Annotated in this window: 23 protein-coding genes; 10 read left to right on the forward strand and 13 right to left on the reverse strand. The window is 72.3% G+C overall.

Annotated features, from left to right (window positions below):
• Nucleotides 1-8 precede the first annotated feature (8 nt).
• Both xylB and ACFYM6_RS27410 read left to right on the forward strand, forming a co-directional pair.
• Nucleotides 9-1,460 carry a xylulokinase gene (xylB, locus tag ACFYM6_RS27405; protein ID WP_387280075.1) on the forward strand — a complete coding sequence of 484 codons (1,452 nt, stop codon included), beginning with the start codon at nt 9-11 and terminating at the stop codon, nt 1,458-1,460.
• Nucleotides 1,461-1,484: 24 nt separating this feature from the next.
• Nucleotides 1,485-2,897 (forward strand): MFS transporter, encoded by a 1,413-nt coding sequence (locus ACFYM6_RS27410; RefSeq protein ID WP_387280077.1) that lies wholly within the window; start codon nt 1,485-1,487, stop codon nt 2,895-2,897.
• Nucleotides 2,898-2,983: 86 nt separating this feature from the next.
• On the opposite strand, the gene ACFYM6_RS27415 is transcribed toward ACFYM6_RS27410, so the two are convergent.
• The 5 genes from ACFYM6_RS27415 to ACFYM6_RS27435 form a co-directional block, all read right to left on the reverse strand.
• Nucleotides 2,984-4,639, reverse strand: coding sequence for a glycoside hydrolase family 13 protein (locus ACFYM6_RS27415; RefSeq protein WP_387280209.1), 1,656 nt, complete (start codon nt 4,637-4,639; stop codon nt 2,984-2,986).
• An 83-nt stretch (nt 4,640-4,722) separates the two neighbouring features.
• Entirely contained in the window at nt 4,723-5,796 is a 1,074-nt protein-coding gene (locus tag ACFYM6_RS27420) for a LacI family DNA-binding transcriptional regulator (protein ID WP_387280079.1), read from the reverse strand.
• Nucleotides 5,797-5,859: 63 nt separating this feature from the next.
• Nucleotides 5,860-6,822: a carbohydrate ABC transporter permease gene (locus tag ACFYM6_RS27425; protein ID WP_387280081.1), complete on the reverse strand. Its 963-nt coding sequence runs from the start codon at nt 6,820-6,822 to the stop codon at nt 5,860-5,862.
• A 1-nt stretch (nt 6,823) separates the two neighbouring features.
• Nucleotides 6,824-7,873 carry a carbohydrate ABC transporter permease gene (locus ACFYM6_RS27430; protein ID WP_387280083.1) on the reverse strand — a complete coding sequence of 350 codons (1,050 nt, stop codon included), beginning with the start codon at nt 7,871-7,873 and terminating at the stop codon, nt 6,824-6,826.
• Nucleotides 7,874-7,944: 71 nt separating this feature from the next.
• Nucleotides 7,945-9,288: an ABC transporter substrate-binding protein gene (locus ACFYM6_RS27435; RefSeq protein WP_387280085.1), complete on the reverse strand. Its 1,344-nt coding sequence runs from the start codon at nt 9,286-9,288 to the stop codon at nt 7,945-7,947.
• Between the two features lie 262 nt (nt 9,289-9,550).
• Here ACFYM6_RS27435 and ACFYM6_RS27440 point away from each other — a divergent pair, with 262 nt between their 5' ends.
• Nucleotides 9,551-10,330, forward strand: a complete 780-nt coding sequence (locus ACFYM6_RS27440; RefSeq protein ID WP_387280087.1) for a peptidoglycan DD-metalloendopeptidase family protein — start codon at nt 9,551-9,553, stop codon at nt 10,328-10,330.
• 179 nt (nt 10,331-10,509) lie between these two features.
• On the opposite strand, the gene ACFYM6_RS27445 is transcribed toward ACFYM6_RS27440, so the two are convergent.
• Genes ACFYM6_RS27445 through ACFYM6_RS27460 form a run of 4 tightly spaced genes read right to left on the reverse strand, consistent with a single transcriptional unit; the run spans nt 10,510 to nt 12,285 of the window.
• Nucleotides 10,510-10,656 (reverse strand): GPGG-motif small membrane protein, encoded by a 147-nt coding sequence (locus ACFYM6_RS27445; RefSeq protein ID WP_167402562.1) that lies wholly within the window; start codon nt 10,654-10,656, stop codon nt 10,510-10,512.
• 36 nt (nt 10,657-10,692) lie between these two features.
• A complete protein-coding gene (locus tag ACFYM6_RS27450; RefSeq protein ID WP_387280089.1) occupies nt 10,693-11,421 on the reverse strand; it encodes a metallophosphoesterase in 729 nt (242 codons plus the stop codon).
• A gap of 13 nt (nt 11,422-11,434) precedes the next feature.
• Nucleotides 11,435-11,644: a hypothetical protein gene (locus ACFYM6_RS27455; protein ID WP_357441083.1), complete on the reverse strand. Its 210-nt coding sequence runs from the start codon at nt 11,642-11,644 to the stop codon at nt 11,435-11,437.
• Nucleotides 11,645-11,700: 56 nt separating this feature from the next.
• Entirely contained in the window at nt 11,701-12,285 is a 585-nt protein-coding gene (locus tag ACFYM6_RS27460; RefSeq protein ID WP_387280091.1) for a nucleotidyltransferase, read from the reverse strand.
• A 152-nt stretch (nt 12,286-12,437) separates the two neighbouring features.
• Between ACFYM6_RS27460 and ACFYM6_RS27465 the strand changes: the two genes are divergently transcribed.
• Nucleotides 12,438-13,169: a dTMP kinase gene (locus ACFYM6_RS27465; protein ID WP_387280093.1), complete on the forward strand. Its 732-nt coding sequence runs from the start codon at nt 12,438-12,440 to the stop codon at nt 13,167-13,169.
• Here the strand turns inward: ACFYM6_RS27465 and ACFYM6_RS27470 are convergent.
• Complete coding sequence (locus ACFYM6_RS27470) at nt 13,154-13,945, reverse strand: SDR family NAD(P)-dependent oxidoreductase (RefSeq protein ID WP_387280095.1); 792 nt, start codon at nt 13,943-13,945, stop codon at nt 13,154-13,156. The genes ACFYM6_RS27465 and ACFYM6_RS27470 overlap by 16 nt on opposite strands.
• A 300-nt stretch (nt 13,946-14,245) precedes the next feature.
• Here ACFYM6_RS27470 and ACFYM6_RS27475 point away from each other — a divergent pair, with 300 nt between their 5' ends.
• The 3 genes from ACFYM6_RS27475 (at nt 14,246) to ACFYM6_RS27485 (ending at nt 17,546) form a co-directional block, all read left to right on the forward strand.
• Complete coding sequence (locus ACFYM6_RS27475) at nt 14,246-15,160, forward strand: MurR/RpiR family transcriptional regulator (protein WP_387280097.1); 915 nt, start codon at nt 14,246-14,248, stop codon at nt 15,158-15,160.
• Nucleotides 15,157-16,104 (forward strand): N-acetylmuramic acid 6-phosphate etherase, encoded by a 948-nt coding sequence (gene murQ, locus ACFYM6_RS27480; RefSeq protein WP_387280099.1) that lies wholly within the window; start codon nt 15,157-15,159, stop codon nt 16,102-16,104. Before ACFYM6_RS27475 ends, murQ begins: the two co-directional genes overlap by 4 nt.
• Before the next feature lie 452 nt (nt 16,105-16,556).
• Nucleotides 16,557-17,546: an RNA polymerase sigma factor RpoD/SigA gene (locus ACFYM6_RS27485; RefSeq protein ID WP_387280212.1), complete on the forward strand. Its 990-nt coding sequence runs from the start codon at nt 16,557-16,559 to the stop codon at nt 17,544-17,546.
• Between the two features lie 88 nt (nt 17,547-17,634).
• Here the strand turns inward: ACFYM6_RS27485 and ACFYM6_RS27490 are convergent, their stop codons facing one another.
• A complete protein-coding gene (locus ACFYM6_RS27490; protein ID WP_387280101.1) occupies nt 17,635-18,603 on the reverse strand; it encodes a C40 family peptidase in 969 nt (322 codons plus the stop codon).
• A gap of 501 nt (nt 18,604-19,104) precedes the next feature.
• Between ACFYM6_RS27490 and ACFYM6_RS27495 the strand changes: the two genes are divergently transcribed.
• Nucleotides 19,105-19,629 carry a DUF6232 family protein gene (locus ACFYM6_RS27495; RefSeq protein WP_357440865.1) on the forward strand — a complete coding sequence of 175 codons (525 nt, stop codon included), beginning with the start codon at nt 19,105-19,107 and terminating at the stop codon, nt 19,627-19,629.
• A 1-nt stretch (nt 19,630) separates the two neighbouring features.
• Here ACFYM6_RS27495 and ACFYM6_RS27500 read toward each other — a convergent pair whose 3' ends face one another.
• Both ACFYM6_RS27500 and ACFYM6_RS27505 read right to left on the reverse strand, forming a co-directional pair.
• A complete protein-coding gene (locus tag ACFYM6_RS27500; RefSeq protein ID WP_073835993.1) occupies nt 19,631-19,960 on the reverse strand; it encodes a DUF3817 domain-containing protein in 330 nt (109 codons plus the stop codon).
• A gap of 26 nt (nt 19,961-19,986) precedes the next feature.
• Nucleotides 19,987-20,406 carry a hypothetical protein gene (locus tag ACFYM6_RS27505; RefSeq protein WP_387280104.1) on the reverse strand — a complete coding sequence of 140 codons (420 nt, stop codon included), beginning with the start codon at nt 20,404-20,406 and terminating at the stop codon, nt 19,987-19,989.
• A gap of 121 nt (nt 20,407-20,527) precedes the next feature.
• On the opposite strand from ACFYM6_RS27505, the gene ACFYM6_RS27510 reads away from it, so the two are divergent.
• Together ACFYM6_RS27510 and ACFYM6_RS27515 are read left to right on the forward strand one after the other, a co-directional pair.
• A complete protein-coding gene (locus tag ACFYM6_RS27510; RefSeq protein WP_387280105.1) occupies nt 20,528-20,845 on the forward strand; it encodes a DUF6158 family protein in 318 nt (105 codons plus the stop codon).
• Nucleotides 20,845-21,174 carry a hypothetical protein gene (locus ACFYM6_RS27515; RefSeq protein ID WP_387280107.1) on the forward strand — a complete coding sequence of 110 codons (330 nt, stop codon included), beginning with the start codon at nt 20,845-20,847 and terminating at the stop codon, nt 21,172-21,174. Before ACFYM6_RS27510 ends, ACFYM6_RS27515 begins: the two co-directional genes overlap by 1 nt.
• Nucleotides 21,175-21,194: the final 20 nt, after the last annotated feature.

The raw sequence follows: 21,194 nt of genomic DNA on the forward strand, positions 1-21,194 counted from the left end.
GGGCCGCCATGCCGCTCGTCGCCGGGGTCGACTCGTCCACCCAGTCCTGCAAGGTCGTCGTCCGTGACGCGAAGACCGGCACGCTGGTCCGGCAGGGCCGGGCTCCCCACCCGGACGGCACCGAGGTCGACCCGCAGGCGTGGTGGGAGGCCCTGCTGGCGGCCGTCGACGCGGCCGGCGGGCTGGCCGACGTCGCGGCCGTGTCGGTCGCCGGCCAGCAGCACGGCATGGTGTGCCTGGACGAGGCGGGCCAGGTGGTCCGCCCCGCCCTGCTCTGGAACGACACCCGCTCCGCCGGCGCCGCGCAGGACCTGATCGCCGAGGCGGGCGGCGGCGAGGCCGGCCGGCGGTTCTGGGCCGAGGCGACCGGCAGCGTGCCGGTGGCCAGCTTCACCGCCACCAAGCTGCGCTGGCTGGCCCGGCACGAGCCGGCGCACGCCGACCGGGTGGCCGCGGTCTGCCTGCCGCACGACTGGCTCACCTGGCGGCTGGCCGGCGCGCCGGGGCTGGACGCGTTGCGCACCGACCGGGGCGACGCCAGCGGCACCGGCTACTGGTCGCCCCGGACCGGCGCCTACCGTGTCGACCTGCTGGAACGCGCCTTCGGGCGGCAGCTCCGGGTGCCCGCGGTGCTCGGTCCGGCGGACCCGGCCGGGCCGCTGGACCCGGCGGCGCTCGCCGGCCGGGGCGGCACCGGTGGCGTCCTGCTCGGCCCCGGCACCGGCGACAACGCCGCCGCGGCGCTCGGGGTCGGGGCCCGCCCGGGCGACGTGGTCGTCTCGATCGGCACCTCCGGCACGGTCTTCGCGGTGGCCGACGCGGCCGCCGCCGATCCGAGCGGGGCGGTGGCCGGCTTCGCCGACGCCACCGGCCGCTTCCTGCCGCTGGTCTGCACGCTCAACGCGGCCCGGGTGCTCGACGCCGCCGCGACCCTGCTCGGGGTCGGCCTCGACGAGCTGAGCGAGCTGGCCCTGGCCGCCCCGCCCGGCGCCGACGGGCTGGTCATGGTGCCCTACCTGGAGGGGGAGCGGACCCCGGACCGGCCCTCCGCCACCGGGTCGCTGCACGGCCTCACCCTGAGCAGCTCGACCCCGGCCCACCTGGCCCGGGCCGCCGTGGAGGGGATGCTCTGCGCGCTCGCCGACGGCTTGGACGCGTTGACCGCGCAGGGTGCCACCGCCCGCCGGGTCATCCTGGTCGGCGGCGGGGCCCGGTCGGCGGCCGTGCGGCGGATCGCCCCGCAGGTCTTCGGCCGGCCAGTGGTGGTGCCGCCGCCCGGCGAGTACGTCGCCGACGGCGCCGCCCGCCAGGCCGCCTGGGTCGCCCTGGGCGGCGCGGCGCCACCGGCGTGGACGGTCGGCGACACCGAGGAGTACGAGGCGGTGCCCGTACCCGAGGTCCGGGCGCGCTACACCCGGGCCCGGGACCTGGTCGTGGACTGCCTCGACACCGTCCCGTGATCTCCACCTGATTGGCTGCCGGGCATGAGCGGCACCAGGATCCCCCGGCGCGGCAGCGCGGCCCACCGGTTCTACAGCGTGCTCGTGTTCGTGGTGCTCGCCTCGCTGGACAACGTGGCGATCGGCCTGGTCCCGCCGCTGTACGGGCCGATCTCCGGCGCGCTGGGAGTGCCGCAGCGGCTCCTCGGTCTGGTCACCGCGGTGAGCTTCCTGGTCAGCGCGGTCGCCGCGGTCGGCTGGGCGTACGTGGGCGACCGGACCAACCGCAAGCCGCTGCTGATGGTCGGCACGCTGATCTGGGCGGCCGGCACCGGTGGCAGCACCCTCGCCCAGCACTACCCGACGTTCCTGGTCGCCCAGCTCGTCGCCGCGGTCGGGTTGGGTGCCGTCGGCTCGGTCGGCTTCTCGGTGGTCACCGACCTGATCTCGCCCCGCCGCCGGGGCCTGGTGATGAGCTTCTGGGGGCTGTCGCAGGGCGTCGGCACCCTCGCCGGGACGCTCGTCGGCGGCATCCTCGGCGCCATCGACTGGCGACGGCCGTTCCTGCTGCTGACCGTGGTCGGCCTGGCCGCCACCGTCGCCTACCTGTTCACGTACGACATCCGGCGCGGGCAGAGCGAGCCGGAACTGGCCGAGGTCCTCGACGCCGGCGCCGAGTACGACTACCGGATCAGCCGGGCCGACCTGCCCCGGATCCTGGGCCGGCGGACCAACCGCTGGCTGATCCTCCAGGGACTGACCGCGCAGGCGGCGTTCGGGTCCCTGGTGTGGCTGCCGGTGCTGTTCGCCCAGCGTGCCGAGGCGCAGGGCTACTCGCCCGCCACCGCCGTGGTGGTGGGCAGCGTGTTCGCCACCCTGTTCCAGCTCGGCGGGGTGCTGTCCATCGTGGGTGGCCTGGCCGGCGACGCGCTGCAGCGGCGTACGCCCAGCGGCCGGGCCCTCGTCGCGGCGGTGGGCATCCTCGCGGCCGTGCCGTTCTACCTGGTGCTCTTCCTGGTGCCGATCCGGATCGACGTGCCGAACGGCGGCAGCTCCGGCGCGGTGATCGCCGCGGTGCTGGCCAGCGTGGTCACCGAGCCCACGGTCGGGCTGAGCCTGCTGACCGCGGTGCTCGCGCTCGCGCTCACCTCCGCCAACTCGCCGAACTGGTTCGCGCTGATCGCCGACGTCAACCCGCCCGAGCACCGGGGCACCGTCTACAGCCTGGGCAACCTGGTCAACGGGGTCGGCCGGGCGGCCGGCAACGGGCTGGTCGGGGTGGCCTTCCACGCGCTGCGGGCGGCCTTCCCGCCGCCGCTGAACTACGCGGTCGGCCTGGCTGTGTTCCAGCTCTTCTTCATCCCGACCGGCCTGATGTACTGGCTCGCCGCCCGTACCTCGCCGCGCGACATCGCGCAGGTCCACGACCTCCTGCACACCCGCGCCGGCCGCCTCTGACGTCTCTCGCGCCTCCGCTTCGTGGGGCGTGCCGACCGCCGGCCCCGGCAGACGGTGGGACCGGCGGGCGGGCGGGCGGGTCACCGTCAGGCGCGGTACCAGATCGTGACGTCGGTGGGGACGGCGCCGTCCTCCAGCGGAGCACTGGCCGCCAGCACCTCGGCACCGGCCGGCAGGGGCACCGGCGCCGGGCCGAAGTTGGTCAGCACGGTGAGCCCGGCGTTGGTGAAGGTGAGCACCTCGTCGCCGGAGGAGAGCCAGCGCAGCGCCCCGGCGCCCAGCCCGTGCTCGCGGCGCAGCCGCAGCGCGGTCCGGTACAGCTCGTACGTCGAGCCGGGCACCCCGCGCTGTCGGTCGAGGGCGTACTCGGCCCAGATCGGGGGCTGGGGGAGCCAGCTCGCGTCGGTCGGCCCGAAGCCGTACGACGGGGCGTCGGCCTCCCACGGGATCGGCACCCGGCAGCCGTCCCGGCCCCGCTCGGTGTGCTGGCTGCGCTCCCAGGTCGGGTCCTGCCGCACCTCGTCCGGCAGCGTGGTGTGCTCCGGCAGCCCCAGCTCCTCGCCCTGGTAGAGGTACGCGGAGCCGGGCAGGGCCAGCATCAGCAGGGTGGCCGCCCGGGCCCGGCGCAGGCCGAGCGCGGCGTCGGGCTGCGGATCGCCGATGCCGATCCCGTTCGGCCGGGGAATGCCGATCGGCAGGCCCAGCCGGGAGGCGTGCCGGACCACGTCGTGATTGGACAGCACCCAGGTGGTGGGCGCGCCGACCGCGTCGGTCGCCTCCAGCGAGCGGGTGACCACCGCGTACTGGGCCGGGGCGGTCCAGGCGGCCAGCAGGTACTCGAAGTTGAACGCCTGGTGCATCTCGTCGGGCCGGACGTAGCGGGCCAGCCGCTCGGCCGGCTCCACCCAGGCCTCGGCGACCAGGATGCGCTCCCCGTCGTACGAGTCGAGCAGCCGCCGCCAGTCCCGGTAGATCTCGTGCACCCCGTCCTGGTCCCACATCGGCGGACGGGGCTTGTCCACCTCGGGGCCGGAGAGGATCTCCTGCGGCTCCTGCCAGTCGGCCAGGTCGGCCTGCTTGATCAGGCCGTGCGCCACGTCCACCCGGAAGCCGTCGACACCCCGGTCCAGCCAGAACCGGAGGATGTCCAGGAACTCGGCGCGGACCTCCGGGTTGCCCCAGTTCAGGTCGGGCTGGCCGGGGTCGAAGAGGTGCAGGTACCACTGCCCGTCGGGCACCCGGGTCCAGGCCGGACCGCCGAAGACGCTCTGCCAGTCGTTCGGCGGCTCGGCGCCCTGCGGGCCGCGGCCGTCCCGGAAGATGTAGTGCCGCCGCTCCGGGCTGCCCGAACCGGCGGCCAGCGCCTCCTGGAACCAGCGGTGCGCGGACGAGGTGTGGTTGGGTACCAGATCGACGATCACCCGTAGCCCGCGCGCCTTCGCCTCGGCGATCATCGCGTCGGCGTCGGCGAGGGTGCCGAAGAGCGGGTCGACGTCCCGGTAGTCGGCCACGTCGTACCCGGCGTCGGCCTGCGGTGACGGGTAGAAGGGGGACAGCCAGACCGCGTCGACCCCCAGCTCGGTCAGGTGACCGAGGCGGGCGGTGATGCCGGGGAGGTCGCCGATCCCGTCGCCGTTCGCGTCGGCGAACGAGCGCGGGTAGATCTGGTAGATGACGGCCTCGGTCCACCAGCCGGTGGCCGGGCCGCCGGCCGGTTCCTGCTGCGTCGCGTCGGTGTTCAGAGCCTTCTCCCCTGTGTCGAGCGGTGGCCGTCCGCCGGCCGGTCGGTCATTCCCGCGGCCGTCACCCGGACGGCCGAATCCGTTCAGTTTGCCCGCGGTGGCGCGGTCGATTCACGCACCACCAGTCGAGTGGGCAGGATCACCGACCGCGTCGGTGGCTCGCCGTCGGCGTCCCCGAGGCGTGGTCGCGGCACCACCCCCGGGTACGGGTCGGCGGTGCGCACCCCCAGCGGGTCGAGCAGGATCCGGGCGGCGAGCAGCCCCTGCTCCGCGGCGGGTTGGGCGACGGTGCTCAACCCGAGCACGCCGGCCAGGTCGTGGTCGTCGATGCCGATCACGCTGACGTCGTGCGGCACCCGCAGGCCGGCGTCGCGCAGTGCCGTCATCGCGCCCATGGCCATCTCGTCGCAGGCGGCGAAGATCGCGGTGGGCGGCTCGCCCCGGGCCAGCAGCTCGGCGGTGGCCCGGATGCCGCCGTCGATGGTGAACTGCGACTCGACGTCCAGGCTCGGGTCGGGCCGGATCCCGGCCGTGCGCAGCGCGTCCTGGTAGCCGCGGCGGCGGTCCAGGTGCGTGGTGAAGGCCAACTCGTCGTCCGGATCGCCGGAGATGTGCGCGATCCGGGTGTGGCCGAGGTCGAGCAGGTGCCGGGTGGCGGTCCGTCCCGCGGCCACGTCGTCGATGCGTACCCGGGGCCAGCCGGGCACGCCGCTGCCGGAGCTGATGGTCACGCCCGGCAGGGCCAGCCTGGTCAGCGCGGTCACGTCGGTCGGCCGCAGCGGGGTGGCGACCAGGATGATCGCGTCCATCCGCTTGTCCAGGTTGGCGGTCCGCAGCACCCGCTGCCGGGTCTGCTCGCGGCCGCCGAGGTTGTAGAGGAGCAGGTCGTACCCGTTCTGGTGGAGGAAGTCCTCGACGGCCTCCACGACCGTCCCGAAGAACCAGCGGGTGATCCGGGGAACCACGACGCCGACCGTGCCGGTCTTCCCGCCGGCCAGCCGGGAGGCGCTCGGCGAGACCGCGTACTGGAGCTGCTCGGCGGCGGCGAGGACCCGGCGCCGCGTCGCGGCCGAGACCGTCGGAAGGCCGCGCAGCGCCCGGGAGACGGTGGCCGTGGAGACCCCGGCCAGGCGGGCGACGTCGTCAATCTTCGTCATCGTTGTTCCCCCGCTCCGCCCCGCGTCCGCCGCCGCCGGGGCCGGCGGCGGCGGAGCAGCGGGTCAGCCCTTGACGCTGCCGGCGAGCAGGCCGCGCACGAAGTAGCGCTGGAGGGACAGGAACACGATCAGCGGTACGACGATCGACACGAACGCGCCGGACGTGAGCCGCTGCCACTCGTTGCCCCGGGTGCCGGCCATCTCGGCGAGCCGGACGGTCAGCGGGGCGGTCTCCTTGGTCCCGCCCGCGAAGATCAGCGCGACCAGCAGGTCGTTCCAGACCCAGAGGAACTGGAAGATGCCGAACGCGGCCAGGGCGGGCGTGATCAGCGGCAGCACGATGGTGCGGAAGATCTTCGGGTGGGTGGCCCCGTCGACCCGGGCCGCCTCCATCAGATCCCGGGGCAGCTGCGAGATGAAGTTGTGCAGCAGGTACACGGCGAACGGGAGCGCGAAGCAGGTGTGCGCGAACCACACCTGGGCGAACTTCTGTGCGCCGTCGAGCTCCCAGGCCGGGAGCACCTGGAGGCCGGCGATGGTGACGCCGGTGGAGAAGAACTTCAGCAGCGGCACCAGGGCCATCTGGAGCGGCACGATCTGCAACGCGAAGATCGCGATGTAGAGCCAGTCCCGTCCCTTGAAGTTGATCCAGGCCAGCGCGTACGCGGCCAGCGCCGCGAACGCGATGGGGAAGAGCACCGACGGGATGGTGATCGCCAGCGAGTTGATGAAGTAGCTGGCGAGCTGCCCGGCCGAGGAGGAGTTGCTGAAGAGCACCTCCTGGTAGTTCTCGAGTGTGAACTGCGGATCCGTGAAGAACGTCCACCAGCCGGTGGTCTTGATCTGGTCCTCGGGCCGGAACGAGGAGATGAACAGGCCGAAGGTCGGCACCGTCCAGAGCAGCGCGATGACGATCGAGACCAGCGTGGCGGCCCGGCTGTTCAGGCGCCTGCGGACGCGGGCGGCCCGGGAGGTCTTCGTGGTCGCCTGGACGCCGGCTCCGACGGTGGGGGTGGCGGTGGTCATCTCAGCCCTCCCGCTGCTGACGCAGGTTGCGGATCTGGTAGATCACGATCGGGATGACCAGGACGAAGAGGAACACCGCCAGGGCGGAACCCTGCCCCGGCTGGCCGTACCGGAACGCCTGGTTGTACATCTCGTTCGCGATCACGCTGGTTTCGTAGTTGCCGTTGGTGGCGGTCCTGACGATGTCGAAGACCTTGAGTGTGGCGATGGAGATCGTCACCACGACCACGATCAGCGCCGGCCGGATGCTCGGCATGGTGATCTGCCAGAACATCTGCCACGGGGTGACCCCGTCCAACCGGGCCGCCTCGACGATGTCGGCCGGAATGGCCTTGATGGCGGCGGAGAGCACCACCATGGCGAAACCGGCCTGGATCCACACCATGATCACGATCAGCAGGAACGTGTTCAGCGGCGAGTCGAGCAGCCACTGCTTCGGCTCACCGCCGAGGCTGACCACGATCTGGTTGAGCAGACCGATCTGCTCCTGGTCCTCGCCGCGGTACGCGTAGACGAACTTCCAGATGATGCTGGCACCGACGAACGAGATCGCCATCGGTAGGAAGATCAGGGACTTGGCCAGCGCCTCGAGCCGGGCCCGGTCCACCAGCACGGCGTAGATCAGGCCGAAGGCGGTGGCGACCAGCGGTACCAGGAGCACCCAGATCAGGGTGTTGGTCAGCACCCGGACGATCGAGGGCTCGGAGAACAGCCAGCCGTAGTTGCGCAGTCCCACCCAGTTGGTGCTGTCCTTGTCCATGAACGAGAGCAGGGTGGTGCGGATCGCCGGCACCACCAGCCCGACGACGAGGAACAGCAGCGTCGGCAGCAGGAAGAAGAGCGCGAACAGGCCCTCCCGTGGCTTCCGCCGGCGGGGCAGGGGGGCACCGCTCGTCACGGCGGCGAGCAGCCGCGCGTCGCGACGGCGGGCGAACCAGGCCGGCACCACGTCGAGGAGGAGGAGCAGACCACCCACCACCGCGACGAAAGCGATCAGCCCGTACATCAGCATGAGGAACTTGGGCTGTTCCTCCGCGAAGTCGAACTCCATCGACCCTCCCTCGGGTTGGATCGACCGACGGTGGTCCGGCCCGCGCGAGCGGACCGGACCACCGGGTCAGATCACTTCGGCCAGCTGCTCTCGATGCCGTTCAGGACGGTGGCGGTGTCCTTGCCGTTGATCCAGTCGACCATGCCCTTCCAGAAGGTGCCCGCGCCGACCGCGGCCGGCATCAGGTCCGAGCCGTCGAAGCGGAAGACGGTCTTCGGGTCCTGGAGGATCTGGACGGAGAGCTTGTCCACCGGGTTCGGGACGTTGGCGAGGTCGAGCTTCTTGTTCGCCGACACCCAGTCGCCGATCTTGGCGCGGCTGTTGGCGTACTCGCCGGAGGCCAGGTAGGTCTGCACGGCCTGGACCTCGGGCCGGTCGGCGAAGGCCGTGACGAACTCGCCACCACCCAGCACCGGCTTGCCCTTGGCCGGGTCGACGGCCGGGAAGTAGAAGGCGAAGACGTCGCCGTCCTCGGCCACCTTGGTGCCCTGCGGCCACTGGTTGGCGTAGAAGGACGCCTGCCGGTGCAGCGCGCACTTGCCGGCGGTGATCGGCGTGCCGGCCTCCTGGAAGGAGGTGGTGGCGATGCTCTTCACGCCGCCGAAGCCGCCGTTGACGTACTTCTCGTTCTTGAGGATCATGCCGGCCTTGTCGACCGCCCCGGCGACCTGCGGGTCGTTGAACGGGATGCCGTGGGTGGTCCACTGGTCGTAGACCTCGGGCGACGTCATGCGCAGCATGAGGTCCTCGATCCAGTCGGTGGCCGGCCAGCCGGTGGCGTCACCGGACTCGATGCCGGCGCACCACGGCTTCAGACCGGTGCCCGCGATCGTGTCGCTCAGCTTGATCAGGTCGTCCCAGGTCTCCGGGACGGTCCAGCCCTTCTCCTTGAACATCTTCGGCGAGTACCACACGTAGGACTTCACGTTGGAGCCCAGCGGCGCGCCGTAGAACTTGCCGTCCACGGTGCTGTACTTCAGCCAGTCGGGGGAGTAGTTGGCCTCGGCCATGGCCTTGGTGTCGGCGCCGGCCGGCTTGAGCTTGCCCGCGTCGGCGAACCGCTTGAGCAGACCCGGCTGCGGGATGAAGGCCAGGTCGGGGGCGTTGCCGCCGTCCACGCGGACGCCGAGCTGGGCCTCGAACTCACCCGAGCCCTCGTGGTCGATCTTGATGCCGGTGCAGTTCTCGAACTCCTTCCAGGACTGCGTGAGGCGGTCGGCCTCGATGTCCCGGATGGACGAGTAGATGGTGACCTTCTTGCCGTCGTGGCCCTGGTACTTCTCGTACGCGGCGCACTCGGGGGAACTCGCCTTGCTGCTCTTCTTGTCGCTGCCGGTGCCGCAGGCGGTGACGCCGAGCGCCAGCCCCAGAACGCCGGCGACCGCGAGAGCCTGGCGCGATCTGGCAAACGCCATGCCGATCTCCTTCCTAGCCGGCGCGTGGAGGGATCGAACCCGCGCCGGTCCGATGGTCGTCTCCACATGTAAGCGCTTGCATCTTGTCGGGTCCACCCCCCGGGCGGACACGGCCCGGTAACAATCCCGAAACCCACTTACCGCGTGTGGGCGCGCTCCCACGCTCCGCTGATCCCGCCCGCAGAGCACCCCTTTCCATCAATGGAGCTTTCTGTCACGCTGAGCACGGCAGATAGAAAACCTTCAACATAGGAGGAAGTGGATGCGCAAGCGGTGGTTCAGCCTGGCGGCCGTGGGCGCCGTCCTCGCGGCGACCCTGGTGCCGGCGACCCCGGCCATGGCGGCCCCGACCTTCAAGGTCCCGTTCCCCTGCAACCAGTCCTGGTCCGGCCAGACCCGGTCCGACCACAGCCCGGCCTACGCCATCGACTTCAACCGCACCGACGACCTGGGTGACCCGGTGGTGGCCAGCGCGCCGGGCACGGTCGACCGGGTGACCGACCTCGGCGGCACCAGCTACGGCAAGTACGTCCGGATCGACCACGGCAACGGCTACACCACCTACTACGCCCACCTGAACGGCTTCAACGTCTCGGTCGGGCAGACCGTCGGCTACGGCCGGGTGATCGGGTACGTGGGCAGCACCGGTGGCTCCACCGGCCCGCACCTGCACTACGAGCAGCGGCTCAACGGCAACGACATCCAGGTCCGGTTCAACGGGGGGCTCGCCCTCTACTGGGGCACCAAGACGTACACCAGCGACAACGGCTGCTCCGGCTCGAACACCGGGGAGGGCACGGTCAACACCACCTCCGGCGTGAGTCTGACCGTCCGCTCCGGACCGGGCACCAACTACAGCGCGGTCGGCTCGGTCGCCGACGGCGCGAAGGTCACCATCTACTGCCAGACCAGCGGCACCACGGTCACCGGCACGTACGGCACCAGCTCGATCTGGGACCGGATCGGCACCGGACGATACATCTCCGACGCGTACGTCTACACCGGCTACGACGGCTACATCCCGGGCGTACCGCGCTGCTGACCGGCAGCGCCGCGGGGCCCGGCCGAGCCCCACGTCGGACCGGCGAACCGGTCGGTCGGGTGGGTGACCGCCCGGAACGCGAAGCGCCGGGGTCGTCGCGTCCGCGCGGCTCCAGTCTGGGAGGACGGAGCCCACGGACCCGACGACCCCGGCGGGTCAGGGGCGGCGGGGTGCGGCGGCTAGCTGCTGAAGATGCTGACGCCGCCCGGGCCGACCAGCAGGCCGACGATGATGAGGACGATGCCCCACAGGATCTGCCGGCGGAACAGCGCGAGGATGCCGGCGACCACCAGTACGACTGCGAGAATCCAGAGAATCAGCTCCATGGCTCGTGCAGTACCCGGCCGCCGAATCCGAGAAACCTAGCCCCGGTCGAGGTGATCCCCCAGGTGGAAGATGCTGTACGCCTGCTTGATCACGGGGTGGGCGACGTTGCGGACGCGGACGCCGCCGGGGGTGGTGCCCCGCTCCGATCCGTGGTGGGCGTGCCCGTGCAGCGCCAGCGCGGTGGGCGCCGAGTCGATCGCCTGGCCGAGCTGGTAGCAGCCGAGGAACGGATAGATCTCCAGCGGTTCGCCGGCGAGCGTGTCCGGCACGGGGGAGTAGTGGGTGAGCGCCACCAGCACGTCGCACTCCAGCTCGCGCAGCGCCCGGCCCAGCGCGTCGGCGCTGTCCTTGGTGGTCTGGACGAAGGCCTTCATCTCCGGCTCACCGAAGTCGCTGGCGCAGCGCCCGGCGAAGCCACCCCCGAAGCCCTTCGCCCCGGCCACGCCGAGCCGCCCGCCGGCGCACTCCAGCACGATCCCGTTCCCCTCCAGCACGGTGATGCCGACGTCCTCCAGCACCTTCACCACCTGTGGCACCTCGTCGCACTGGTGCTCGTGGTTGCCGAGCACGCTGATCACCGGCACCCCGAGGTTGCCGAACTCCCGCGCCACGCAGCGCGCCTCGGACTCGCTGCCGTGCCGGGTCAGGTCGCCGGCGAGCAGCAGCACGTCGGCGCAGTCGGGCAGCTCGTCCAGCGCCGGCCGGAACCGCCCGACCACGTCCTCGTCCATGTGCACGTCGCCGACCGCGGCGATCCGGATCACGGTCCGACCTCCCTCACGGCAGCTCCTCGACCTGGCTGGGCGCCTGTGTCCGGATCACCCCGATGTCGCTGGTGATCGGCACGTTCGGGAACCGCTCGGCGACCCGGCGCAGGATCTCCTCCCGTCGGTGCGGGCTCTCCACCTCGCCGTAGAGCACCAGGCCCCGCTCCAGGCAGACCACGGTGATGCCCTGCTCGGCGATCGCCGGGTCCTCGGCCAACATGCGCTGGATCTCCGCCTCGACGTACTCGTCGGGCGGCGCGTCGCCGTGCTGCTCGGTCACGGTGTCTTCCTTCCCTCGGTGGTGCCGCTCTCCGGCAGCACGTCCAGCCGGTCGAGCAGCACCAGGAACGCCTCGGCGTACGGCGAGTGCTGCGTCTCCTTCCGTACCCGTTCCCAGTCGATCTGTTCGCGCAGCGAGCGGGCCAGCGGCAGGGCCCGGGCGAAGTCGCAGTAGTGCTGGGAGAAGCTCAGCAGCTTGTGCACCATCAGCTGGGTGGCCGACAGCACCGGCATGTGGATCGCGTCGACCGGCCGCACGATGGTGTCGGCGAAGGTCTCCTCGGTCACCGGAGTCTCGATCGGCCGGTGGATCAGATCCACCATCCGCCCCTCGTCGTAGACCTTGACGAGCCAGTCCTCGGGCGGGCGCTCGGCGGTGAAGCCGGCCTCGACCAGCGCCTCCAGTGCCCGGTCGACGTCCTGCTCCCGGATCAGGAAGTCCACGTCGTGTTCGCTCGAGTGGCCGCCGTGGGCGTACACGGCGAAGCTGCCGCCGAGCGCGAAGGGGATCTCGGACTGCTTGAGCACGGCGGCGACCTTCTTGAGGGTGTGCACCAGGGTCTCGTCCCCGCGCTCGGCCATCTGGTTCTCCCGTCGTCGTGGGTGGCGGTGGGAATGAAGTTGCGTACCCGGCGAACCGGTCGGCCACACCTGTTGCCGCAGTGGCGCGGACGTGGCGGGCCGGAACGGGACAAACCGCCGGGGACGGGCACCGGTCCGCTAGCCTGGGGCAGGTGGCCAGGTCACTGCGGGGGCGGCGCGGCAGGGCCCGACTGCGCGCTGTCGCCCTGATCGGCATCGATGGCTCGGGCAAGACCACACAGGCCCACCGGCTCGCCGAGGCGCTCACCGCCGCCGGCCACGCCGCCACCTACCACCGCAACGCCGGCGGTCGTCGCTGGCTCGGCCGGCTCGCCCAACGGCTCGGCCGGCCGGACGCGCAACGGCTGGTCGGCCGCGACGGGCTGCTCGCCGTCGAGTCCGTGCTCCGCTGGCTCGCCATCGCCCTCGCCCTGCTGAGCTGCCTGGTGACCGGTCGCACCGCGGTGATGGACCGCTGGGCCCCCTGCCAGTACGCCAGCATCCGGGCACACGGGGGACAACGGTGGGAACGGCTGGCCCGCGCCGGCTACCGCATCTTCCCCGCGCCGCGGGTCACCTTCCTGCTCAGCGTCGACCCGGCCGAGGCGTACCGGCGGATCGAGCGGCGCGGCACCGACCACGAGACCATGCGGTGGCTCACCTCCGCCGCCACCGCCTACCGGACGCTGCCGGAATACGCCAGCTTCGTGGTGGTCGACGCGAACGGCACGCCGGACGAGGTGTCCCGCCGCATCCGCGCCCACCTCACCGAGTGGCTCCCGGGCGACCCGCCGTCGTCGACGGGCGGGCCGCCGGGTGGCACCCGCCCACCCTCCGGCGGGGCGGGCCGGGGTGACCCGCTGCCGGCTCAGGCCCGCCCGTAGACCGGGATGCTCGCCCCGCTGGTCGGCGCGGACTCGTCGGAGGCGAGAAAGCGGATCACCGCGGCGATCTCGGCGGGCGGCACCCAGCGCCGGTGGTCGGCCTCCGGCTGGGCGGCCCGGTTGGCCGGGGTGTCGATCACGCTCGGCAGCACCGTGTTGCACCGCACCCCGCGCTGCCGGTATTCCACCGCCACCGCGTTGGCGAAGGCCAGCACCGCCGCCTTGGCCGTGGCGTAGCCGGCCGCGCCGGGGAAGGGCGCCACCGCGGCCCGCGCCGACACGCAGACCACCGCGCCGCCGCCGGCCGCCACCAGGTGCGGCAGTGCCGCCTGGGTGACCAGGTACGTGGGGCGCAGGTTGATCCGCAGCATCCGGTCGAACTCCTCGACCGGGGTCTCGTGCACCAGCCCGCCGCTGGCGTACCCCCCGACCAGGTTGACCACCGCGCGCAGCGGCGCGCTCGGCTCCGCGGTCGCCGCCGCGACGGCCCGCGCCGCCCCGGCGGGTTCCAGCAGGTCCGCGCCGACGGCCTCCGCGACGGCTCCGGCGACGGCTCCGGCGACGGCGCCAGCGACGGCTCCAGGTCGCGGCGCGGCATCAGACGCGTCGAGCCGGAGTTGCCGCCGGACCTGGACCGGTCCGGACGCCGCCGGCGCCGTCGGATCGCCCTCCCGTTCGGGTACGACCACCCGCCAGCCCGCCTTGAGGAAGGCCGCGGTGACCGCACCGCCCAGTCCGCCCGTGCCCCCGGTCACCAGCACCGTGCGCTCCGCCATGGGCCCACGCTAGTCGCCCACCGGGCGGGGCGGTGGTCGGGGGCGTTCCGGCCGGGTCGATGCCGACCGGGCGTCCGGAGCCGTCCGTCCGGCGGCCCGGTCCAAGCCGTCCGGTCGGCGTGACCTGCACGAAGGCCGGTCCGACGGTCGGTCGGCGTGGCCGACTCGACCGGAGCGGATGAGGTGGGCGGGCGGCGGGAATGGGACCCTTGCGGCGATGATCCGGCGCGGAAGGGGGTACTTTTCCCGATACGCGCGGTCATGGTTGACGGTCGCGCCTCATGAAAGTAAGTTTCATCCGTGGCGAAGAGTCCGAAGATTTCTGCGAGTCACGAGCCCGGTGGACTGATCGTCCACATCAGTGGCCTGCTCCCGTCGCTGTCCCCGGCCGAGCAGCGGGTCGCCCGGCTGGTCGTCGCCGATCCGGCGGACGCCGCCCGGCGCACCATCACCGACCTCGCCACCGCCGCCGAGACCTCGGAGGCCACCGTCATCCGGTTCTGCCGGTCGGTGGGCATGGAAGGCTACCCCCAGCTGCGGATCCGGCTCGCCGCCGAGGCCGCCCGGCGGATCGAGCCGCCGGACGCCCGAGTGGTCGGCGGCGACATCCCGCCCGGCGCCGACCTGGCGCAGATCATCGCGACCATCGCGTTCAACGACGCACGGGCCGTCGAGGAGACCGCCGAGCAGCTCGACCCGGCCGTCTGCGAGCAGGTGGTCGAGGCGATCGGTGCGGCCGGCCGGATCGACGTCTACGGCGCCGGCGCCAGCGGCTTCGTCGCCTCCGACTTCCAGCAGAAGCTGCACCGCATCGGCCGGACCGCCTTCTACTTCCCGGACGTGCACACCGCGTTGACCTCGGCGGCCCTGCTCGGCCGGGGCGACGTCGCGGTCGGCATCTCGCACACCGGCACCACATCGGACGTCATCGAGGTGCTGGAGCAGGCCCGGGCGCGGGGCGCCACCACGGTCGCGCTGACCAACTTCCCCCGCTCGCCGATCACCGAGGTGGCCGACTTCGTGCTCACCACAGCGGCCCGCGAGACCACCTACCGCTCCGGGGCGATGGCCAGCCGGCTCGCCCAGCTCACCGTGGTGGACTGCCTCTTCGTCGGAGTGGCCGCGCGCAACCGGGCCAGGGCGAAGAAGGCCCTGGAGGTGACCGCCGAGGCCGTCCAGTCGCATCGGGTGGGCGCCGGCCGGAGGCGGGGATGACGACCGGACGGGTGGAGCCGGGCGAGGTGACCGCGGTGCGGCCGGTGGTGCGGGTGGGGGCGCCCACCGAGCGGCGCAACCCGCACAGCGTCGACCTCGACCTGATGTCGACCCGGGAGGTGCTCGCCGTCATCAACGAGGCCGACCGGCGGGTGCCGGGGGCGGTGGCGGCGGTCCTCGACGAGATCGCGGAGACCGTCGACCTGGCCGTGGCCGCGCTGCGCGGCGGGCACCGGGTGCACTACTTCGGCGCCGGCACCTCCGGCCGGCTCGGCGTGCTGGACGCCGCGGAGCTGGCCCCCACCTTCAACTCGCCGCGGCACTGGTTCTGCGCCCACCTCGCCGGTGGCCCGGAGGCCATGTGGCGGGCCGTGGAGGACGCCGAGGACGACGAGCGAGCCGGCGCCGCCGACGCCACCGACTGCGTACGCGCCGGCGACCTGGTGGTCGGGCTGGCCGCCAGCGGACGCACCCCGTACGTCCTCGGGGCGCTCGCCGCCGCCCGGGCGCAGGGGGCCTCAACCGTGCTGCTCTGCGCCAATCCGGAGGCCGACGCCGCCTCGTCGGTGGACGTCTTCATCGGGGTGGACACCGGACCCGAGGTGGTCACCGGGTCGACCCGGATGAAGGCGGGCACCGCGCAGAAGTTGGTGCTCAACACGTTCTCCACGGCCGTGATGGTGCGCCTCGGTCGGGTCTACTCGAACCTGATGATCGACATGGTCGCCACCAACGCCAAGCTGCGCGGCCGGATGATCTCGATCCTCATGGAGGCCACCGGCTGCGCGGAGGAGATCTGCCGGGTCGCGTTGCACGAGGCGGACGGCGATCTCAAGACCGCCCTGGTCTCGCTGGTCTCCGGCGCGGAGGTCTCCGCCGCCCGGGCCGCCCTGGCCCGCTCCGCCGACCAGGTGCGCGCCGCGCTGGCCCTGCTCGCCTCCTGACCCGCCCGGCGTCCCGTTCGCCCCGCACCCTCCGGCGGCTGCGACGCAGGTCACGCCGTGGCCGGGACGGCTTCCGCGCTGCGGATTGTTCATCGAAGCGTGGGGTAATCCTGACCCGTGGCTGAACCGCCCGGTCCGCCGATGCGTATCTCGCAGTGACCAGGATCGCAATGCCGCGGTGACGCGGGTCGCTGTGTTCTTGGAATTCGCAATGGTGCGATTTCCCGGGCGGCAACGATTCCGCTGCTCCGAGCGTCTTTTCAGCAGGGCGTGCGCGAGCCACCCGAGCAGGGGTCCTGACAGCAAACATGGACCGGGCTCTCAGCTACTACTCAGGCATTCGTGACAGTTTCGACTCACGGCATGGAATCCCCAACGCGTCTCAACTGTTGTGTAGGTGTCAGCACCTACGGGCACAGCAGAGGTTACGGGGAGGGCTGATGAACGTGGGGATGGCAAGGAACCGGGCAACCGGCGCTAGCGAGGGGACCGTGGCAATCGTGGACAAGAACATCGGCATGCGTACCGACGAGGTCGCCGAGGAGCGCGACCTGGTCGGCGTCTACCTGCACGAGATCTCCCGGACGCCGCTGCTGGACGCCGCCAAGGAGGTCGACCTCTCCAAGGCGATCGAGGCCGGCCTCTACGCCGAGCACCTGCTCGGCGAGGACCGCGTGCCCGCCGGCGTCGAGCGGGAGGATCTGGAGCGGCTGGTCGTCGAGGGTGAGCGCGCGAAGGACCTGTTCATTCGCGCCAACCTGCGACTGGTCGTGTCGATCGCCCGCCGGTACGTGCGGTCCGGCATGCCCATGCTGGATCTGATCCAGGAGGGCAACACCGGCCTGGTCCGGGCGGTCGAGAAGTTCGACTACGAGCGTGGCTACAAGTTCTCCACCTACGCGACGTGGTGGATCCGCCAGGCGATCAGCCGGGCCATCGCCCAGCAGGAGCGGACCGTCCGGCTGCCGGTCCACCTGGTCGAGGACGTCAACCGGATGCGGAATGTGACCCGCCAGCTCACCCGTGAGCTGGGCAGCGACCCGGAGCCGGAGCAGATCGCGGCGGGGCTCGGCGTCACCGTCGAGCGGGTCAACGAGCTGGTCCGCTGGTCGCAGGACACGGTCTCGCTGGACACCCCGGTCGGTGACGACGGCGACACCAACCTGGGCGACCTGGTCGCCGACAGTGACGCCCCGTCGCCGGAGGACATCGTCCTCACCGGGCTGGAGCGGCAGCGCATCGAGGGCCTGCTCAACCACCTCGACGACCGGTCGGCCGGCATCATGCGGGCCCGCTACGGCCTGGAGGACGGCCGGGAGCACTCGCTGACCGAGGTGGCGTCGCGGTTCTCGCTGTCCCGGGAGCGGATCCGCCAGCTGGAGATCCAGGCCCTCGGCCGGCTCCGTGAGCTGGCCCGGGCCGAGGGGCTGCAGGCAGCCTGAGCTGGTAGTAATGACAAGACGAGCGGCCGGCGTCCGATAGGGGGACGCCGGCCGTTCGCCGTCCGGGAGCCCGCGCTGGCTCTTGGGGTCAGCGCACCCGGCCGTAGCCGGCGATGGACATGATGTTCATGTCCCGCTTGTTGACGTTGCGGCCGGCGCTGGGCGCGTCGATGATCTGACCGCCACCCACGTAGAGCGCCACGTGACCCAGGCCGGAGTAGAAGACCAGATCACCGGGCTTCAGCGAACTGCGGCTGATCCGCGCGGTGGCGTTCCACTGCATCGCCGCGTTGTGTGGCAACGACTTGCCGGCCGCTCGCCACGCGGCCAGCGTGAGCCCGGAGCAGTCGTAGCCGCTGGGGCCGTCGGCCCCGTAGACGTACGGCTTGCCGACCGCTCCGTACGCGTAGCGCACCGCCACCCCGGCGGAGCCGGAGACAGCCGGCGGACTGCCGGCGGAGCTGGCCGAGCCGGGTGCCTCGGTGGCCCGGCCGTACGCCTGCCGCCGCAGCTGGTAGAGGCGGTCCAGGTCGGCCTCGATCTTCTTCTTGGCGCCCCTGAGCTGCCTCGCCTGAGCCGCCTCACGGGCGAGCGTGGCGTCGAGCCGGGTCTTCTGGTCGATCAGCCGGCGCTGGTCCGCGGTGAAGCCGGCGATGGTCTGCTGGCGCTGGCGGGTCAGCTGGTCCAGCGTGCCCAGCCGTTCCGGCAGCGAGGCCGACCCGCTCGGCTCCAGCAGCGCCTGCGCGGTGCGCAGCCCGCCGGTCTTGTACGCGGTGACGGCGAGGACGCCCACGTCGGCGCGGCTGCGCTCGGCCTGGGCCTGCAACGGGCCGATCCTGGCCTGCAACGCGGCCGCGGCGGCCTGGTTGGCCTTGATGTCCTCGTTGAGCTTGTTGTAGGACTCGACGATTCGCTCCAGCTCAGTCGAGGACTTCTCGATCTGCTTCGTCAGCTCGGCGGGGGTGGGCTCGGCCCGAGCCACCGACGCCGGGGCGATCAGCACGGCCGAGAGGCCGGCGACCACCAGCGAGCGCAGCAGGATCCGTAAGGACGACAAGAGCGGAAAGCTCCTCTCCCACGGTCGCCGGGAGCGTTTCGCGCCCCGGCGACACCGGCCCAGGGCCATCCGGGTGGATGGCGGTCGACCGGACCGGCCTGCCCAACCTAACCCGTGACGGGAGTGCCCGGCAGTTGAAGTAGGGGCGAATGTTGGCAAAGTGTCAGGAAGTGATGCTGGTGATGGTGACGCTTTGTGCCCGTTTTGCAACCCGGACGGGGCGACCTTCGCGCCCGATGGCCGCATCGTGAGGCTCGCCCCATTCGTCGTTCTCGGCGGATGTCGCCAGGCAACGGGTCGTGAAGTCACGACATAGCCCGAAATGGCTTCTGTTTCCGGGCGGAGTCCCCGCCGGGGCGGCCCCCGGGAACCAGGAGAAACGCCGGGCCGGGGTGGCGCGCCCCCAACACAATGAAGCGCGGAGCCGGGAATCCCGCCAGCGGCATCGGCACAGGTCAGGGCTGGCGCGGAGAACCCGGCGCGCGACCCCTGGAGGACGCCGTGCAGAGCGATGGCTCCACCACCCGCCCGCCCCGGTCGCCGCAGGCGACCACCCCGACCCTGCTCTATGCCCGGCCGGGCATCGTCGTCACCGCCGAACGCTTCACCGTCGGCCGCAACAGCTGGCGGGTCACGGAACTCACCCAGCTCTGGACCACCCGCGGGCCGCACGACCGGCTGGCCCTCCGGGCGGTCGTGGTCACCGCCGCGCTGATCGGCGCGGTCGGGGTGCTGCTCGGCTTCACCGGCGGGCTGCAACGACTCACCGCGGCCGCGTACCTGGCGCTGGGCGCGGTGGGTCTGCTGCCACTGGTGCTGATCCTGGTCGGCGACCGCTGGCGGCCCCCCGCGTACGAGCTGTGGGGGCTGCACCGGGGCGCCGAGGTGCTGCTGTTCAGCAGCGACGACGAGCGGCAGTTCGGCCAGGTCACCCGGGCCCTGAACCGGGCCCGGGAGGGGGTACGCCACGGTGCCGGCTGGGCGGACCCGTTGGCCTCCGCCGACCCGTGGCGGCCCAGCCGGTGACTCAGCCGGCGACCGGCTCCGGGGTGCGGGGCCGGTCGCCGGCCGACAGCCAGTGGCTGACCCGGCGCTCGGCGTAGAACGAGACGAACGGCACCGTGCCGGCGAGCATCACCAGCAGCATCCGCTTCAGCGGCCATTCGGCCCGGCGCGACAGGTCGAACGTCGCGGCCAGGTAGAGCATGTACAGCCAGCCGTGCGCGGTGCCGACCACGGCCACCACGGTCGGCTTGTCGAAGCCGTACTTCAGCGGCATACCGATCAGGACCAGCACCGCCAGCGCGACGCCCACGATCCAGGCGATCACGCGGTACCGGGTAAGCGCTCCGCCCACCGTCGTCCGTCCTTCCGAACCGGCCATCAGCCGGGATAGTCGCCGGGCCGCGCGCCCGGGTTGGCGTTCAACCATGACAGATAGCGGTTGTACGCGGCGAGGTCGCCCTCCTCGACCGCCTCGACCGGGGTGGCCGGCACCCGGCTGACCCGCACCGGTCGGCGTACCACCGGGGTGGTGGGGGCCGGCTCGGGCCCGGCGACCGCCGGCGGCGCCGGAGCGGACCCCGGCTCACGCGGGCCCCGCAGCGCGTGCCGCACCTCACGCCACCAGAGGAAGACCACGAAGCCGGCGAAGACCGGCCATTCGATCGCGTACCCGAAGCTCAGCGTGTTGCCCTCGGCGGCCCGGGTGACCTGCCACCAGCCGAGCCCGAGGCAGCCCACGACCAGCACGACCATGGCCACGTGGCGGGCGATCCACGCCGGTGTCCGGAGCCGCTTCATGCCTTTGAGGGTACCGGGGCCGGCGGCCGTCTCCGACGCGGTGTCGTAGGTCGCGGGGTTTGGTGGGATCCCGGGTGGGCATCCGTCTAGACGCCAGCCCGAACGAGACGAGGGGGCGACAATGACCGAATCAGTACGCCGGCCCGGCGACGCCAGCCCGGAGCAGCGGATGCCCGAGTGGGACGGCGACCACGCCCGGACCGATACCGCGCTGGGCGACGTCGACGGCGAGCTGCTCGGGGTGGACCCCGCCGAGCTGGGCGACGAGGACCTGATCCGGGAGATGCACAGCCTGCACCGGACCCGGCTGGACACCCTGCGGCACGCCACCGACTCCGCGCTCGCCAACCACCTGCGTCGCACCGCGGAGCTGGAGACGGAATACCTCGCCCGGCACCCGGGGCGGGAGGTCGACCCGAGCCGGCTCCGGGGGGCCTGATGGCGGCGCATGTCGAGCGGGGGATGTCCGCGCCGCCCGAGGTGGTCTTCAACACGGCCATCGACCCGGACCGGGCGGCGGCGTGGCTGCCCGAGCCGCTGCGGCAGGACGGCGGGCGCCGTCCGGAGGTGGTCAGCGTCGAGGAGATGCGAGCCACCTGGTACAGCGACTCCGCGCCCGACTGGTCGGCGGAGATCCGGGTGGAGCCGGCCGATGCCGGGGGCGCCCGGGTACGGCTGGACCTGGCCGGCGGGGACGTCCCGGCGCTGGCCGAGGAGACCCTGGCCAACCTCGCCCGCGAGGTGGATGACAACCTGACCGCCGGCTGAGCCGGCGGTGCCACGAGAAC

The organism is Micromonospora sp. NPDC006431 (assembly GCF_042870725.1).
Classification (GTDB): Bacteria; Actinomycetota; Actinomycetes; order Mycobacteriales; family Micromonosporaceae; genus Micromonospora.

Coding starts and splice junctions, on each gene's coding strand:
- xylB (WP_387280075.1), top strand. CDS start 9: ATGCCGCTCGTCGCCGGGGTCGACTCGTCCACCCAGTCCTGCAAGGTC.
- ACFYM6_RS27410 (WP_387280077.1), top strand. CDS start 1,485: ATGAGCGGCACCAGGATCCCCCGGCGCGGCAGCGCGGCCCACCGGTTC.
- ACFYM6_RS27420 (WP_387280079.1), bottom strand. CDS start 5,796: ATGACGAAGATTGACGACGTCGCCCGCCTGGCCGGGGTCTCCACGGCC.
- ACFYM6_RS27425 (WP_387280081.1), bottom strand. CDS start 6,822: ATGACCACCGCCACCCCCACCGTCGGAGCCGGCGTCCAGGCGACCACG.
- ACFYM6_RS27430 (WP_387280083.1), bottom strand. CDS start 7,873: ATGGAGTTCGACTTCGCGGAGGAACAGCCCAAGTTCCTCATGCTGATG.
- ACFYM6_RS27435 (WP_387280085.1), bottom strand. CDS start 9,288: ATGGCGTTTGCCAGATCGCGCCAGGCTCTCGCGGTCGCCGGCGTTCTG.
- ACFYM6_RS27440 (WP_387280087.1), top strand. CDS start 9,551: ATGCGCAAGCGGTGGTTCAGCCTGGCGGCCGTGGGCGCCGTCCTCGCG.
- ACFYM6_RS27445 (WP_167402562.1), bottom strand. CDS start 10,656: ATGGAGCTGATTCTCTGGATTCTCGCAGTCGTACTGGTGGTCGCCGGC.
- ACFYM6_RS27455 (WP_357441083.1), bottom strand. CDS start 11,644: ATGTTGGCCGAGGACCCGGCGATCGCCGAGCAGGGCATCACCGTGGTC.
- ACFYM6_RS27460 (WP_387280091.1), bottom strand. CDS start 12,285: ATGGCCGAGCGCGGGGACGAGACCCTGGTGCACACCCTCAAGAAGGTC.
- ACFYM6_RS27470 (WP_387280095.1), bottom strand. CDS start 13,945: ATGGCGGAGCGCACGGTGCTGGTGACCGGGGGCACGGGCGGACTGGGC.
- murQ (WP_387280099.1), top strand. CDS start 15,157: ATGACGACCGGACGGGTGGAGCCGGGCGAGGTGACCGCGGTGCGGCCG.
- ACFYM6_RS27485 (WP_387280212.1), top strand. CDS start 16,557: ATGGCAAGGAACCGGGCAACCGGCGCTAGCGAGGGGACCGTGGCAATC.
- ACFYM6_RS27505 (WP_387280104.1), bottom strand. CDS start 20,406: ATGAAGCGGCTCCGGACACCGGCGTGGATCGCCCGCCACGTGGCCATG.
- ACFYM6_RS27510 (WP_387280105.1), top strand. CDS start 20,528: ATGACCGAATCAGTACGCCGGCCCGGCGACGCCAGCCCGGAGCAGCGG.
- ACFYM6_RS27515 (WP_387280107.1), top strand. CDS start 20,845: ATGGCGGCGCATGTCGAGCGGGGGATGTCCGCGCCGCCCGAGGTGGTC.